13 protein-coding genes and 1 pseudogene are annotated in these 15,651 nt (G+C 53.3%); 6 read left to right on the forward strand and 8 right to left on the reverse strand.

From position 1 onward, the window contains the following. Window positions 1-126 precede the first annotated feature (126 nt). The 4 genes from ACJJIE_RS13110 to ACJJIE_RS13125 all read left to right on the forward strand — a co-directional run bounded on the left by ACJJIE_RS13110 (window position 127) and on the right by ACJJIE_RS13125 (window position 4,709). Entirely contained in the window at window positions 127-1,011 is an 885-nt protein-coding gene (locus ACJJIE_RS13110; protein WP_444891974.1) for a hypothetical protein, read from the forward strand. Window positions 1,012-1,317: 306 nt separating this feature from the next. After that, window positions 1,318-2,208 (forward strand): hypothetical protein, encoded by an 891-nt coding sequence (locus ACJJIE_RS13115; protein ID WP_444891975.1) that lies wholly within the window; start codon window positions 1,318-1,320, stop codon window positions 2,206-2,208. Window positions 2,209-2,503: 295 nt separating this feature from the next. Further along, on the forward strand, window positions 2,504-3,385 hold the full coding sequence (locus ACJJIE_RS13120; protein WP_444891976.1) for a hypothetical protein: 882 nt from the start codon (window positions 2,504-2,506) through the stop codon (window positions 3,383-3,385). 448 nt (window positions 3,386-3,833) lie between these two features. Continuing rightward, a complete protein-coding gene (locus ACJJIE_RS13125) occupies window positions 3,834-4,709 on the forward strand; it encodes a hypothetical protein (protein ID WP_282931321.1) in 876 nt (291 codons plus the stop codon). A gap of 57 nt (window positions 4,710-4,766) precedes the next feature. On the opposite strand, the gene greA is transcribed toward ACJJIE_RS13125, so the two are convergent. Continuing rightward, on the reverse strand, window positions 4,767-5,243 hold the full coding sequence (greA, locus tag ACJJIE_RS13130; RefSeq protein ID WP_413663270.1) for a transcription elongation factor GreA: 477 nt from the start codon (window positions 5,241-5,243) through the stop codon (window positions 4,767-4,769). A gap of 87 nt (window positions 5,244-5,330) precedes the next feature. Next, the gene (carB, locus tag ACJJIE_RS13135; protein WP_444891977.1) at window positions 5,331-8,558 is read right to left on the reverse strand and encodes a carbamoyl-phosphate synthase large subunit; all 3,228 of its coding nucleotides are present in this window, start codon (window positions 8,556-8,558) and stop codon (window positions 5,331-5,333) included. A 169-nt stretch (window positions 8,559-8,727) separates the two neighbouring features. Between carB and ACJJIE_RS13140 the strand changes: the two genes are divergently transcribed. Further along, window positions 8,728-8,967, forward strand: a complete 240-nt coding sequence (locus ACJJIE_RS13140; RefSeq protein WP_444891978.1) for a hypothetical protein — start codon at window positions 8,728-8,730, stop codon at window positions 8,965-8,967. Here ACJJIE_RS13140 and carA read toward each other — a convergent pair. From carA to dapB, 5 genes and pseudogenes are all read right to left on the reverse strand, one after another. Next, window positions 8,939-10,087: a glutamine-hydrolyzing carbamoyl-phosphate synthase small subunit gene (gene carA / locus ACJJIE_RS13145; protein WP_444891979.1), complete on the reverse strand. Its 1,149-nt coding sequence runs from the start codon at window positions 10,085-10,087 to the stop codon at window positions 8,939-8,941. The genes ACJJIE_RS13140 and carA overlap by 29 nt on opposite strands. Window positions 10,088-10,417: 330 nt before the next feature. Next, complete coding sequence (locus ACJJIE_RS13150; protein ID WP_444891980.1) at window positions 10,418-10,993, reverse strand: YfiR family protein; 576 nt, start codon at window positions 10,991-10,993, stop codon at window positions 10,418-10,420. 168 nt (window positions 10,994-11,161) lie between these two features. Next, window positions 11,162-12,070 (reverse strand): 30S ribosomal protein S6--L-glutamate ligase, encoded by a 909-nt coding sequence (gene rimK / locus ACJJIE_RS13155; protein WP_413665891.1) that lies wholly within the window; start codon window positions 12,068-12,070, stop codon window positions 11,162-11,164. Window positions 12,071-12,199: 129 nt separating this feature from the next. After that, a pseudogene (locus ACJJIE_RS13160) lies at window positions 12,200-12,484 on the reverse strand (ATP-dependent zinc protease family protein); the annotation flags it as partial. A 224-nt stretch (window positions 12,485-12,708) separates the two neighbouring features. Next, complete coding sequence (dapB, locus tag ACJJIE_RS13165; RefSeq protein WP_444891981.1) at window positions 12,709-13,524, reverse strand: 4-hydroxy-tetrahydrodipicolinate reductase; 816 nt, start codon at window positions 13,522-13,524, stop codon at window positions 12,709-12,711. Between the two features lie 232 nt (window positions 13,525-13,756). On the opposite strand from dapB, the gene ACJJIE_RS13170 reads away from it, so the two are divergent. Continuing rightward, window positions 13,757-14,206 (forward strand): hypothetical protein, encoded by a 450-nt coding sequence (locus ACJJIE_RS13170; RefSeq protein WP_282931315.1) that lies wholly within the window; start codon window positions 13,757-13,759, stop codon window positions 14,204-14,206. 125 nt (window positions 14,207-14,331) lie between these two features. Here the strand turns inward: ACJJIE_RS13170 and dnaJ are convergent, their stop codons facing one another. Next, complete coding sequence (dnaJ, locus tag ACJJIE_RS13175) at window positions 14,332-15,456, reverse strand: molecular chaperone DnaJ (RefSeq protein WP_282931314.1); 1,125 nt, start codon at window positions 15,454-15,456, stop codon at window positions 14,332-14,334. Window positions 15,457-15,651 lie beyond the last annotated feature (195 nt).

Consider the following 15,651-nt stretch of genomic DNA (forward strand, 5'->3'; position numbering starts at 1 on the left):
ACTCCTTGCGCAATAAATGCCACACCCTATCTATGGAGTCTTTTGTCCTTCCTAGGCTTGATGCTTCACCGCAACTGAAATCATGGGGATAAGAAAAATCCACCTTACCTTCAATCGGAGATATCGATGCGAATCCAGACACCAATTTCCGTGGGCATCAGTTTATGCCTTGTCGGGTCAATTGCTTATGCGGATGGAAATACAACTACCGTGGAACAAACGGGTAACAATCACCAGGTGACTGCAAACCAAGTAGACCCAACAGCAACTAACAACCTCATTGAGGTTATTCAGGCAGATGAAGCACAGGTAAGCAATAGCCTGCAAGACACTTCAACCAACTTGAGTATCATCAGACATGAACAGGTAACACTGGGGAATGAAGCTGACTCGACTCAAACTAATTTCTCAGATGATGCAGAGGTAAATATCTATCAGGAGGGCGCTGGAAATTTCGCCTCTACTTTACAGGACAGTACTTCTTCCAGCTTTGTTGACATTTCTCAGTTCAATTCTGCAAATGACATCATTTTCTCCCAAACAGACAGTAGTTTCGATACAGTCAACCTCTATCAGTCTGGTTTTGATAACCAGATGTTAGTGACTCAAACTACCACCACGTTTAACAGCCTAAATGTGTCTCAAACGGGTGATCAAAATAGCGCAGATGCCGAACAAACAGGGTTTGATAATCTATTGACCTCCTCGCAAACGGGCAATCTGAATACTTATTTTTCTATACAAACGGGTGACATCCTGGTAGCAACAAGTACCCAGATAGGAGATGGAAACATTAGTACCCAGACCCAGACGGGAGATATTTTGTTGGTTTCTACGCTACAAGATGGTATTGGCAATATGTCCATCGTGGATCAAGCTGGAGCAATGCAATCAGCAAGCAGTACCCAGATAGGAACAACTAATCTTCACACTATTACCCAGAGCGTTGACAATCAAACGGCCGTTGGCATTCAGAATGGTGTGTTAAACCAAGGATTTATCATACAGTAGCGGCATATTCGTTCCAGCTGAAGGTTATTATATTTTCAATGTAGATAGAGGAAAGAATGCATTTTTCAATGCCAGCTTTAATTTATGAGTCACTCACAGAGCTACCCAAAGAATGGCATTCTTTCCTTAGCTGATAAAAATACTGCATCAATATTTTCTTACGTAGCAGAGGTTTCAAAATTCTTCGTCTACAGTTTTCCATGTAAACGATTTCTCACATTTTGACGTTACTCACTTCAGAGGTAACACAGGCAAAAGTTTTAACGACCGGATTTACCACTAGACGGTAATACACAGGAGTTAGCCGTGCAGAAGATTACCGTAATTCCACTGGTATTGGCGATATCTGCCACCAGCTTGGGTTATGCTGCAGAAAATACTACATTAATCACCCAAAGTGGCTCCAGTAACTCAGCTGTAGCAGATCAAACTGATCCAAGCGCTATCGACAATCACCTGGAGATCAGTCAAGACGGCTCTGCTCATATTGCAGAGGCCGTACAGCAAAACGAAATTGAAAGCTCAATCATCCAAATACAAGAAGGCAGTCTTAACGACGCCTATAGCCTGCAAATGGATGGGATCGCAAATAGCGTAGAAATATTCCAGTCGGGCTCTAATAATCGTGCCAATAGTTACCAATTGGCCACACAGCATGGGCAATCAACAATACGGCAGGTGGGATCGGGTAATGAAGCAGAAATCCAACAACACCTAGGTAGCGATAATGTCTCTGTTATTGAGCAAATGGGCGAACTCCACGGCGCATTGATTGGTCAATACGCAAGCTTTAATTCCGATGCGTTGATATTCCAGCAAGGCTCAAGCCACGAGGCCATGATCAGTCAGGAAGGTACTGGACACTACGCCAGCATTCAGCAAATCGGCGCTGCCAATAGTGCAGATGTTGCCCAGTCCGATATGTACAACGAACTGGACCTCTATCAGGATGGCGAGGGCAACATGGCCACCATCGTACAAGTATCCTGGTATAACAGTGCTTTTGTCACCCAGGATGGTTTCTTGAATTCCGCCAACATTATGCAAGCCGGTAACGGCGGACTAGGCGGTGGCCATATGGTGATCGTCAATCAGTCTGGCAGTATGAATGACGCAACTGTGATTCAAAATGGTTTCTCCCAATCCGCCAATATTACCCAAACCGGTACCGGTAATACGGCAGTGGTTTTACAGTAACGGAGTTATTACCGGTCGGAGTAAGATCAACTTATTCCGACTGGATTCCTGAAGTAAAAGCACTCATTTCTTGATACTTATTTCTCATTAAATTGAGAATAAAGCCCTATAGCAACTTACTATACCGCCATCAACAATGAAAATAGCGGTAATTGGATCAATTCGCCTTTAGCACTCTTAAAAATTACTGTCCAGGATTTAATTTCCGATAGTAATTTCCCTATGCTTGCTTGCCGATACCGCACTTAAAAGCCGTAATTTTCATGCTCCTTGTTATGTAGTCGTGGAGGTATTCGTGAAAAAAGTTATTTACTCGCCGGTAGTCACATTTATCGCATTTCTTTCTGCCAATTCCGCTTTTGGAAATGACCAAACCGTAGAGCAGATACAAATTGGTATTGGCAACAATGCTGTTGCCAACCAGAGGTTTCCACTTAATGAGGGCAACTTAATCCTGCAAGAGCAAATTGGCTTTTTTAATGACGCCACCGGCATTCAATCCATAGAAATCAACAGCACAATTTCCCAATTTCAAACTGGCCGCAATCATTTTTCCAGAGTCTCCCAATCTACAGGGAGCGACAATGCGGGACAGAGCGTACAGATTGGCTCTAATAGCAGATCGCTCACCCGGCAAGTTAACCAAATAAACGGTTTCTCCCTGCATACTCAGGATGGCCAGGGGCAGGTTGCCACCACGGTACAAATTTCCGGGGCCAATAACAGCGTCAATATTGAGCAGACAGATAGAGCCAATGTCGCCGCCGTGGCACAAGTATTCAGTTTTACGGGTAATGCCTCAATCTCACAGGCGGGTTTGCTTAATTTAGGTATCAGTGAGCAAACCGGCATCGCTCATGAATCTTCAATTACCCAGACAGGCGCACTTAACTTTTCCGAAATGGAGCAGCTGGGCACGGGAAATTCATCATCAGCTTCACAAGAGGGTTTATTGAATTCAGCAAATTCTCTGCAAGCTGGTGTAAGTAATACCAACCAATCAAACCAAATTGGGCTTGAAAATACTGTCTCATTTTCTCAACAGGGCCTTAACCAGATGGCCAGCAGTACCCAGATTGGCTTATTTAACCAGGTCCAAGCCAGCCAGATGAGAGCGGGAGCATCCAGCAACACCCTACAGATCGGCATTTCCAACAGCAGCCATATTTCCCAGTAAATAGGCTCGTAGCAAAATTGCCAATCGAGAAATCCGACTTAAACCTCTGCGCTATTCATAACTACGGGCAAAAGCTATAGAGAGAGAAAAGCTAAATTCGGCACTCTGCAATAGAACTTTCTTCTCAAGGATTTACAACTTCTCTCCTATAGCGACTGCCTCAATTCCCAGCAAGAATATTGGGGACGGAACGAAATTTTGGACTCCTAAGCAGTATCAGGGAAGCCATCAAAATGTATCAGTCCTACTCTCCCACTTACCTGTTTGATTGGCGGCAATGCCTTTGTGGCAACGCTGCTCCCCCTCTTTACAGTGATACCTGCCCCCCAGGCTAGGTGCACCTGCTGTAAAACCCTCGGCGCAGGATGACGTGCCACCCCCTTTCAGCCATTTAGGCTGGTATTTCACCATGTGATGCTCATTGAAGTTTGTAGTAATGGAGACACTCATGAAGACTTTGACCCCTATCGCTGTAGCCCTAACCCTGGCCATCAGTGGAACCGCTTACGCGGGCGGCAACACTGCCACTCAGGACCAGAATGGCGGCCACAACAATGCCACCATCGATCAAACCGGACCGCTGACATGGGATAACAACGCCATGCAGGAACAGCACGGCCATGGTAATGACGCAGAGATCACTCATAGCATTGAGCTCGGTAGCTATGGCTACCAGTACCAAGAGGGTGATCACCACTCAGCGGAATTACTGCAAACCGGCGGCGCCGGAAATGAGTCGTTCAGCTTTCAGTCTGGCGAAACCAATGTTTCGGAGACATACCAAATCGGGCAGCTCGGCAGCTATTCCGCCCACCAGCAATCCGGCGACAACCACTACGCCCTCACCTATCAGTTTGTCGGTGCTGGTAACTCCGCAGTAATTATTCAGAATGACAGCCACAACACCGCAACCGCTACCCAGGTTTTAAGTGTTGGTTCTGAGACAGTTATCCGCCAGAGAGGGGAGTTGCATAACGCAGATACCTACCAGAGCGGATTCGGCCATGATGCAGGCATGCGCCAGTCTGGTGAATCCAACGATGGTGATATCCGTCAGCTAGGTGGTGACCACTACGCTCGTATGCGCCAGCGCGGCCACAACCAAGAAGCAGATATTTCCCAGGCCGGGTTCGATCACAGCGGACGTACTCGCCAGAGAGGCCACCACAATGATGTGTATTTAGGACAGGTTGGTGTCGGGCATACCGCTATGGCACGTCAATCAGGACACAACAACAATAGCCTGGTTGGACAATTTGGCCTCTACGAAACTGCCACGGTAATGCAGTCTGGCCATGCTAACCAGAGTTACGTTTTCCAGTAGAGCTGGCAACAACAAAAAAGGGCGGCCATGGGCCGCCCTTTTTTTATCACCTGTAGTTTACAGGTGCTCCACTGCATCGATTTCGTACTCCACCGCACCGGAAGGTGTTTGGACTACCACCACATCACCTACTTCCTTTCCAATCAGTGCACGGGCAATCGGAGAGTTCACCGAGATTTTATGCTTTTTAACATCGGCCTCGTCGTCACCCACAATTTTGTATGTGACTTCCTTATCATCATCCAAGTGAATAATCGTTACCGTAGTTCCGAAAATCACCTTGTCGCTGGGCTCGATGCTTTTCACATCAATGACCAGAGAGTGGGAAAGCTTACTTTCGATTTCCTGAATACGGCCTTCGATAAAGCCCTGTTTTTCCCGCGCCGCGTGGTATTCGGCATTTTCCTTCAAATCACCGTGTTCGCGCGCTTCAGCAATCGCCTGTACAACGGTAGGGCGTTCAACTTTTTTCAGATTGTCCAGCTCTGAGCGCAGCGCTTCTGCGCCTTCAACGGTCATTGGTACCCGGTTCAATGTGGGACCTCCATTATTGTTACGACGAAACCGGGCCCAGTGATATCACTGGGCCCGGTTGGATTTCACAAGTTGGTTTTAAAGCTATTAAGACAGCTTTACGACACGCTGGTGAAGGTCTTGCAGGCGGCGAACCTGTAGCGGCTGCTCCTGACGCATGGCCATCGCCATGGCCTGGGCCGCTGCCAGGGTGGTGGTGTAACACACCTGGTGGTTCTCAGCACTGCGACGAATATCCGCAGAGTCGCGAATCGCCTGGCGCCCTTCGGTGGTATTCACCACCAGTGCAATCTCGTCGTTCTTAATCATGTCGACGATATGCGGACGACCTTCACTCATCTTGTTGACGGTTGTAACGGGAATATTGTTTTCTTGCAAGACCTTGGCGGTGCCGCGGCTGGCAATTACTTCGAAGCCAAGCTCTACCAGATCGCGAGCTACGCCCACTGCGTCGGCCTTGTCGAAGTCACGCACAGAGATAAATGCGCGTCCGGACTCCGGCAGGCGGTCGCCAGCGGCAACCAGTCCCTTGTCGAAGGCTTCTGCGAAGGTAGCGCCTACGCCCATCACTTCGCCGGTGGATTTCATCTCGGGACCGAGAATCGGGTCCACTTTCGGGAACTTGTTGAACGGGAATACAGACTCTTTAACTGAGTAGTAGTCCGGTACGATCTCTTCGGTAAAGCCCTGCTCCTGAAGGCTGATACCCGCCTGACAGCGCGCAGCCACTTTCGCCAGTGAAGTGCCAATGCACTTGGAGACGAAAGGTACAGTTCGGGAAGCGCGCGGGTTCACCTCGATCACGTAGATCTCGCCGTCCTGGTAGGCCAGCTGGGTGTTCATCAGGCCAACTACGCCCAGCTCGCGAGCCATGGCTTTCACTTCTTCGCGCATACGGTCCTGCACATCCGCCGGCAGGCTGTAAGGCGGCAGGGAGCAGGCGGAGTCACCGGAGTGAACACCACACTGTTCAATGTGCTGCATGATGGCGCCGATCACAACATCCTTGCCATCGGATACCGCATCGATATCCACCTCAATAGCGGCGTTGAGGAAGTGGTCCAGCAGTACCGGTGCTTCGTCGGAAACCTGTACCGCTTCTTTCATATAAGTGAGCAGCTCGTCTTCTTTGTAGACGATCTCCATCGCGCGGCCACCCAGTACGTAAGACGGGCGCACAACCAGAGGATAACCCACGTCTTTCGCCGCCTGGATGGCTTCGGAGACAGAGCGCACGATGGCGTTCTTCGGCTGCTTGAGGCCGAGACGCATGATCATCTGCTGGAAGCGCTCGCGGTCTTCGGCGCGGTCGATCTGCTCTGGGGTGGTACCGATAATCGGCACACCTTCGTTGGCCAGGTAGCGCGCCAGGTTCAGAGGAGTCTGGCCGCCGAACTGTACGATCACGCCTTCCGGCTTCTCTTTGGCAACAATTTCCAGCACGTCTTCCAGGGTTACCGGCTCGAAGTAGAGGCGGTCGGAAGTGTCGTAGTCGGTGGAAACTGTCTCGGGGTTACAGTTGACCATGATGGTCTCGTAACCGTCTTCGCGCATCGCCAGAGCGGCGTGTACACAGCAGTAATCGAATTCGATGCCCTGGCCGATACGGTTGGGGCCACCGCCGAGTACCATGATTTTCTTCTTGTCGGACGGCTGCGCTTCGCACTCCTCATCGTAGGTGGAGTACATGTAAGCAGTGGAGGTGCTGAACTCAGCAGCACAGGTATCCACGCGCTTGTAAGACGGGAATACGCCCAGCTTGTGGCGGAATTCGCGCACAGTCTTCTGGCTCACCCCCAGCAGGTCCGCCAGGCGGCGATCGGAGAAGCCTTTGCGCTTGAGGAAGCGCATTTGCTCAGTAGTCAGCGCCGAGGTAGGCAGTGACTTGAGCGGCTCTTCGATTTTGATCAGCTCTTCGATCTGTACCAGGAACCAGGGATCGATACCGGACAGGTCGTAAACTTCGCCGACGCTCATGCCCATACGGAAGGCGTCGCCCACGTACCAGATGCGCTCGGCACCTGGAACGGAGAGTTCGCTGCGCAGGCGGGTCTCAGCGCCGTCTTTGCTCGGGTCAATCTTGCTTTCCAGGCCGAAGCTGCCCACTTCCAGACCGCGCAGGGCTTTCTGCATGGACTCCTGGAAGGTACGGCCGATCGCCATCACTTCACCCACAGACTTCATCTGGGTGGTCAGGCGCGCATCGGCTTCACCAAATTTCTCAAAAGTGAAGCGCGGAATCTTGGTGACAACATAGTCGATGGACGGCTCGAAGGACGCCGGGGTCGCACCGCCGGTGATATCGTTTTGCAGCTCGTCCAGGGTGTAACCCACTGCCAGCTTGGCCGCGACCTTGGCGATCGGGAAACCGGTGGCCTTGGAGGCCAGTGCGGAGGAGCGGGATACGCGGGGGTTCATCTCGATCACAACCACGCGGCCCGTCTTCGGACAGACGCCGAACTGTACGTTGGAGCCGCCAGTCTCAACGCCGATCTCGCGCAGTACCGCGATAGAAGCGTTGCGCATCAGCTGGTATTCCTTGTCGGTCAGCGTCTGCGCCGGGGCAACGGTGATGGAGTCACCGGTGTGTACGCCCATCGGGTCGAAGTTCTCGATGGAACATACGATGATGCAGTTGTCGTTCTTATCGCGAACCACTTCCATCTCGTACTCTTTCCAGCCGAGCAGGGATTCGTCGATCAGCAACTCGTTGGTGGGGGAGAGGTCGAGTCCGCGCTTACAGATCTCTTCAAACTCCGGCCAGTTGTAGGCCACACCACCACCGGAACCACCCATGGTGAAGGACGGACGGATAATTACCGGGAAGCCGAACTCTTCCGGTACTTTCTTCGCCTCTTCCATGGAGTGGACGATCTTGGCGCGCGGAGTTTCCAGGCCGATCGCCTTCATCGCCTTGTCGAACAGGTCGCGGTCTTCCGCTTTCTCGATAGCGTCTTTGTCTGCACCGATCAGCTCGACATTGAACTCCTTCAGGACACCGTGCTTGTCCAGGTCCAGGGCGCAGTTCAGTGCTGTCTGGCCACCCATGGTGGGCAGGATGGCGTCGGGACGCTCCTGCTCAATAATCTTGGCAACGGTACGCCACTCCACCGGCTCGATGTAAGTGGCATCGGCCATGGCCGGGTCGGTCATGATGGTGGCCGGGTTGGAGTTCACCAGGATCACCCGGTAACCCTCTTCGCGCAGCGCCTTACAGGCCTGGGCGCCGGAGTAGTCAAATTCGCACGCCTGGCCGATCACGATGGGGCCTGCGCCGATAATCAGAATGCTTTGGATATCTGTGCGTTTTGGCATCTTTCTTCCGTTCTACTACCGGCAAAGGCCGGCTGCGCTAAATTTCATTCGTTTTTTGTTAAGGAGACTCTAAACAACTCCGTGATGCCTCTGGCTTGCAGAGCGGTTCACAATCAAGGCGCGGCTTCGCAGGAATGTCTAGACCTTTCAAGAAGTCGCAACGCGGAGTGTGAATCGCTCTGCAAGCCCCGAAGGGCGGTCCTTGAAGGCCACAGCTGCTGCGTTGCAGCTCTTGCCAAGGACTATGGCCATTCGCGGCGAGCTGCGCCTAACATCTGCAGCCTTCAAGGACCCGCAGAGGTATTACGGCGTTATTCAGAGTCTCCTTAAAACCGCCGCAAAAGCGGCGGTTAATTGCCCTACCCTGGGCGGCTACGCCCTTAGGCGCGCTCTTTCATCAAATCGATAAAGTGGTCGAACAACGGCGCCACATCGTGTGGGCCCGGGCTTGCTTCCGGGTGTCCCTGGAAGCTGAAGGCCGGCTTGTCCTTCAGGTGAATACCCTGCAAGGTACCGTCGAACAGGGACTTGTGGGTAACTTCCACATTGTCCGGCAGGCTGTCGGCGTCCACTTCGAAACCGTGGTTCTGCGCGGTGATCATCACCTTGGTGCTGTTCAGGTCTTGTACCGGGTGGTTACCACCGTGGTGACCGAACTTCATCTTGGCAGTTTTACCGCCCACCGCCAGGCCCAACAACTGGTGGCCCAGGCAGATGCCGTAGGTGGGGATGCCAGCGTCCAGGATTTCGCGAATAGCGGCGATCGCGTATTCACAGGGCTCGGGGTCGCCGGGGCCATTGGACAGGAATACACCGTTGGGATTCATCGCCAGTACTTCGGAAGCCGGAGTCTCCGCCGGTACTACGGTGATGTCACAGCCGCGATCCACCAGCATACGCAGGATATTGCGCTTCACACCGAAGTCGTAAGCCACTACTTTGAAGGGCTGTTCCGGCGCAGCCTTGTGGCCTTCGCCCAGTTCCCAGGTACCCTCGCTAAAGGGATAGGCTTCCTTGGTGCTCACGACCTTGGCCAGGTCCATCCCTTTCAGACCGGCAAATTCCTTGGCCTTGGCCAGGGCTTCTTCGCGGTCAATATTGTCACCGGCAACGATGCAACCGCTCTGCGCACCTTTGTCGCGCAGCAGACGGGTCAGGCGACGAGTGTCGATATCGGCGATACCAACGATATTGCGCTCGCGCAGGTAGTCCTCCAGGGACTGCTCGTTGCGGAAGCTGCTGGCCAGCAGCGGCAGGTCGCGGATTACCAGGCCGGCGGCCCAGATATCAGCGCACTCTTCGTCTTCCTGGTTGGTGCCAGTGTTGCCGATGTGCGGGTAGGTCAGAGTCACAATCTGGCGGGCGTAGGAGGGATCGGTGAGGATCTCCTGGTAGCCGGTCATGGATGTGTTGAACACGACCTCGCCAACAGAACTGCCATGGGCACCGATTGCGCGTCCTTCAAAGACACTACCATCTGCGAGCACCAGCAGCGCGGGAGTTGTACTCTGCATAAAGTTGTGGGGCATGAAAGCCTCCGACGTAGGGACAGCTTTAGTCAAATTGAACTCCAATCTTCAGAACTGCTTCCGGGCGGGGTTTGCGGGCTTCGGAGCACGCGGGCTCCTGACTGGTGCGCGCATAAAAAAGCGAGATGAAACATCGCAGCTTCATCTCGCTTTAAAAATCTGTTCACGCGTGATTCTCACAAAGTGGCCGACGGTTGCCGCCAGCTTTTTAGTAGGCTCACGCTGCGCGATTCAGCTTCGCGGCACCGGCCCAAATCGGGCGCAGATTCTACGCGAATTCACCTCTGGACGCTAGTGCAAAAATACGCCAGGCTACTTTCCCTGAAAATCTCACTCCGGCTTGCGTCCCAACCGGAAAAGACTGCTGCCCATTTTCAGCTCCGCCTTCTCCAGCATGGTCTTATTCATACGCAGGGCCACCTCCCGGCCGCTGTCGGCAAACTCGATCATACCGCCAGTGGCGGCAAAGCGCTCGGCATCGCTAACCGTCAGTACCGGGAAAAACTCCAGTGCCACCAACGCCTTGAGCAGTGTGGGGCGATCCAGGGTACTCAGCACCACAATCTGGCACTTGCGCGCCCGCAGCATCTCCTTGACTTCGATCTTTTCAAGCTCCACATCCCGCCCATCAATACGCTGATTCTTGAACCGGGCCGCCAGTGGCTCACCGAGAGAATCCCCACCCATCAGGCACACCTTGAACGGGGCACCGCTGTTGGCAAAGGCATTGACCGGCCACTGCAGGTGGTAGGCGAAGTGCACTATGTAATCCACCATTACCCGCCGCCCCAAAGGCGTATCGGAGAGCTGCACCGCAGCCTGGGCACCCACACCGGTGAAAAGTACGGTCAGGAGAAGTATCAGGGCGGGAATAGTGTGAAGTGAACCTGGGCTGGATATCGTCATAGAAGCTCAAACCCTGCGGTTTGCACCTCCCGAAAGGAAGCTGCGGTGGGCTGTTACCCGCAGCGGCCAAAGCTCGCTGCGGCTCTATTTGCGCGCCAGCGAAAAGCCCGGCCACCTACTCAGGTTAGCCCAACGCAAAGGCCCCCGCCGGGACCAGAGTTACAGCGCCTAAAGATCCTCCCCCGGCAATATCGGGCGCCACTTCAACGCCTTTTCGATAGATATGATCATGGCCCCCGCCACATCCTTGCGCGTAGCGCTCTCGATGCCTTCAAGTCCCGGCGAGGAATTGACCTCCAATAACAGCGGCCCCTTGCGGGAGCGAATAATATCCACACCCGCCACCTTGAGCCCCAACACCTTGGCAGCCTTGACCGCCAGGCGCTTCTCCTCGGCGGTGACCTTCACTACTGAAGCCGTACCGCCCTGGTGAATATTGGCACGAAATTCCCCCGGTGCCGCCTCGCGCTGAATCGAGGCCACCACACGACCATCGATAACAAACAAACGAAGATCCTTTCCCTCCGCTTCGCGAATAAACTCCTGCACCAGAAGATTGGCCTTGAGGGACTTAAACGCATTAATCACCGATTCCCCAGCCTTACGGGTTTCCGCCAGAACGACACCGCGCCCCTGGGTTCCCTCCAGCAACTTCACCACCAGTGGCGCACCGCCCACCATTTCGATCAGCTCATTGGTATCCACTGGGGAATTGGCAAACCCAGAGGTTGGGATATTTAGTCCACTTTGTTGCAGCAACTGCAGGGAAAATAATTTATCCCGCGACTGACTGATAGCGGCAGAGCCATTCAGGGCAAAAATATCCAGGCTCTCAAAGTGCCGCGTCAGCGCACAACCGTAAAAAGTCTGGCTGGGGCGAATACGGGGAATCACCGCATCCAGGCTATTGAGTATGCGGCCATCCCGGTAGTGTACTTCCGGCTCATCAGGGTCGAGCTTCATGTAGCACTGGCGGATATCGAGAAAACTCATGCGATGTCCGCGCTCGGCCCCCGCTTCCATAATGCGCCGGTTGCTATAGAGATCCGGGTTCGATGCCAGCAGCCCGATGCGCAGACCGGTACCGGCAATATGGTGCTCATCCCGATAATATTCATCCAACTGGCTTTTCGGGATATCGCCAATACAGAAGCTCTCAGCCGGATCCACCAGCATTCGCCCAATCATGGCTTCGCGCCCCAACAACATGCGATAGCCCATGCTGTCCCGATTGGTCAGGGTCAGTTCGATATCCCAGACACTGCCACCAATGGAAATAGAGGTACGAATTACCGGGCGTTTTTCGCTTTCTCCGGAGGAGCTACGCACCAGCCTTTTATCCAAAAGCCGCGCCTCACAGCGCACTGAAGGGCGGCGCTGGTGCTGCAATGGATGCGCCTCAAAACTCACCCAGGGTTCGCCATCGCGCTTGAAGGTATGGATGTTGTAAGCGTGCAAACAGGAAGTTTTAGCCCCGGAGTCCACACGCACCTTAATCGCCGGGACGCCGAGTGCGGGAAGTCCGCACCACTCTTCGCTGCCGACAATCAACTTTCTTTCCAATCGAGATTCCTCAAAGGAAGGTTACAGGGTGACCGGTCGAACGAATGTTGCCGGCCTTTTAGTTTTACCCGCAAAAATGGCGGGCAAATGAAAATCGAAAATTTCTTTCACAGCGCCCCTGCAGGCGCTGAATTTATTTACTCTAAGTAAGATTAGTTAAGGCCGAGCACATCGCGCATATCGTAGTGCCCCGGTGCCCGCGCACTCCCTTCCTCTCCCATCATCCACAGTGCCGCGCGCACAGCACCGCGAGCAAAAGAGAGCCTGCTGCTGGCTCGATGACTAATTTCGACCCGCTCACCTTCCGCCAGGAACATCACCGAATGTTCACCTACCACATCACCACCGCGCACTGTGGCAAAACCGATAGTATCCCGATCGCGGGCACCGGTTTGACCTTCGCGGCCGTAAACTGCCACTTTATCCAGGTCGCGCCCCAGAGTTTCCGCGATCACTTCTCCCATACTCAGTGCCGTGCCGGAAGGTGCATCCACTTTGTGGCGATGATGGGCTTCGACAATCTCGATATCAGCCTCTTCCGCCATTACCCGCGCAGCAGTTTCCAACAATTTAAAGCACAGGTTTACCCCGGTGGAAAAATTACTGGCGAGGCACAGCGGCACCTGATCCGCATAAGCCAATACTTTATTTTTTTGCTCGCTATCGAAGCCCGTGGTGCCGATTACAATGGGGAGGTTTTTCTCCGCACAATAGGCAGTATTTTCCACGGTCGCTTTAGGAGCAGTGAAATCAATAAGTACATCAAAGTCTGCCTTATCGAGGCTGTCCACAATAGCGAGGCCGCTGCGGCCCAGACCGGCAACTTCGCCGGCATCGGCGCCGACCAAGCTGGAGCCAGGCCGCACTATAGCCGCTGACAGTTCGGCCTTATCAGACAGGGACAAAGCCTCCGCCAACGCTCGCCCCATTCGACCACCAAATCCCGTCACCGCCACTTTTACCGCCATCACAGTACTCCAGTCCAAATCTATAAGGTTCTGGATTCTACAACGCACCCGGTAGAGCGCATAGATACCAGTAAGCCAGTATTAGCGTGTCTAAAAATCGCTAGTCACTCCGCAAAAGTAAAACAAAAAGAAATATCCACATATTTTTAAATTGCCAAGAGGATACTTGCGCAAAACGCGATATCAGCGGCCACTGCTACGCTTTACTGTGAGGGGTAAATGGAGCGCCAATATGCGACTGATGATCCTGTCCAACCATCTACCACACATCATGGTGGTAGTGATCTCTCTGAGCCTGGCTTTTGGCAGCACGCCGGCATCTGCCCAGCAGCAAAATGCCAATCCAGACTTTTGGGAGAAATATGATGATATTACCGATTGGGTGACGCTGCGTTTGCAGCTCACCCCGGGACAGGAAAAAACCGTATTACCCATTATGCAAAAAAGCTTCGCAGAGAAAAAAGCGGTGCTGGAAAAATACGGTTTACTCAGTGGTGAAAAGGTCGCCCTAACCCCCAAGCAACGCGGCGAAATTGGCGCTCAATTCGCAGCTATCAGTCTGGAAACACACAAAGAATTGGAAGGTATTTTAAATAAGGAGCAACTGCGCAAAGCGCAAAAAATCCAACAGGAATTCCTGAGTGAATTCGCAGCCCGCTTGAGAACCAAAACTTCCCAATAGAAGGCGTTCTATTGAAGGAATAATACTCGCCTGGAAATAAAAAAGGCTCGAAAGCTAATGCTCCCGAGCCTTTTTAAATAGGCAACCCGCAAAACAATTTAAAGTTTTGCCGGTGCTAACAGCGATTAAAGCTTCATATCACCAAAGAAGTTTTTCACCCCTTCAAACCAACCGGTCTGACGCGGTGAATTTTTCTTTTCGCTGAGGGTATTAGAGAACTCTTGCAGCAAGTCTTTTTGCTTGCCGGACAGGTTCACTGGAGTTTCTACCACAACGCGACACAGCAGGTCGCCGGTTGCTCCACCGCGAACCGGGGAAACACCTTTGCCGCGCAGGCGGAACAGTTTGCCGGTCTGGCTTTCCGCAGGAATCTTCAGCTTCACTTTACCGTCGAGAGTCGGCACTTCCAGCTCGCCACCGAGGGCAGCGGAAACAAAGCTGATCGGCACTTCGCAGTAAAGGTTCTTGCCATCGCGCTGGAACAGGTCGTGCTCTTTCACCACTACCTGTACATAGAGGTCACCAGCGGGGCCGCCGTCGGGCCCGGCTTCACCTTCACCGGACAGACGAATGCGATCGCCGGTATCCACACCGGGCGGTACCTTAACGGACAGAGTTTTGGTTTCCTCTACGCGACCGCGACCGTGACAGCTGCCACAGGGATCGGAGATAGTGGTACCGCGACCGCGACAGTTGGGGCAGGTTTGCTGAACAGAGAAGAAACCCTGCTGCATACGCACCTGGCCAGCACCACCACAGGTGCCACAGGTTTGCGGAGAGGAACCGGGCTTGGCACCGGAACCGCTACAGGTACCACAGGCTGCCAGAGTCGGAACGCGAATCTTGACCGTGGTGCCGCGCACTGCGTCTTCCAGGTCCAATTCCAGGTCATAGCGCAGATCGGAACCGCGAGCAGGGCCGCCGCGACGGCCACCGCCGCCACCACCGAAGATATCACCGAACACATCGCCGAAAATATCGGAGAAGCCACCGAATCCACCGGCGCCGCCACCGCCCATCTGGCCTTCCACACCGGCGTGGCCAAACTGGTCATAAGCTGCGCGCTTCTCGGAATCCGACAAAACCTCGTAGGCCTCATTGGCCTCCTTGAATTTGTTCTCAGATTCCTTGTCATCGGGGTTACGGTCCGGGTGAAACTTCATTGCCACCCGGCGGTAAGCTTTTTTCAGCTCTGCATCCGAAGCGCCGCGCTCGACGCCGAGGACTTCGTAATAATCGCGTTTCGACATAAAACTATGTTCTCTGGTCCGGCATCAAGAACGGCCAAACTCTCTTTCTACTTCTCGGTTTCTAACTAAGCCCCGCGAACGGAGCACCACCAAAACTGCGAAAACTCGGCAAATATTGGCAGATACCTGAAACAACACAGGGCGCGGGCCTCTGAAAGTAAGGCGCCGCGCCCCTGAAGTTCTCCGGCGGCCACT

It is taken from the genome of Microbulbifer maximicatervae (SeqCode) (assembly GCF_052467325.1).

Excerpts from the sequence above, each read along its gene's own strand:
- ACJJIE_RS13110 (WP_444891974.1), top strand. The coding sequence starts at position 127 with ATGCGAATCCAGACACCAATTTCCGTGGGCATCAGTTTATGCCTTGTC.
- ACJJIE_RS13125 (WP_282931321.1), top strand. The coding sequence starts at position 3,834 with ATGAAGACTTTGACCCCTATCGCTGTAGCCCTAACCCTGGCCATCAGT.
- carB (WP_444891977.1), bottom strand. The coding sequence starts at position 8,558 with ATGCCAAAACGCACAGATATCCAAAGCATTCTGATTATCGGCGCAGGC.
- carA (WP_444891979.1), bottom strand. The coding sequence starts at position 10,087 with ATGCCCCACAACTTTATGCAGAGTACAACTCCCGCGCTGCTGGTGCTC.
- ACJJIE_RS13150 (WP_444891980.1), bottom strand. The coding sequence starts at position 10,993 with ATGACGATATCCAGCCCAGGTTCACTTCACACTATTCCCGCCCTGATA.
- dapB (WP_444891981.1), bottom strand. The coding sequence starts at position 13,524 with ATGGCGGTAAAAGTGGCGGTGACGGGATTTGGTGGTCGAATGGGGCGA.
- ACJJIE_RS13170 (WP_282931315.1), top strand. The coding sequence starts at position 13,757 with ATGCGACTGATGATCCTGTCCAACCATCTACCACACATCATGGTGGTA.
- dnaJ (WP_282931314.1), bottom strand. The coding sequence starts at position 15,456 with ATGTCGAAACGCGATTATTACGAAGTCCTCGGCGTCGAGCGCGGCGCT.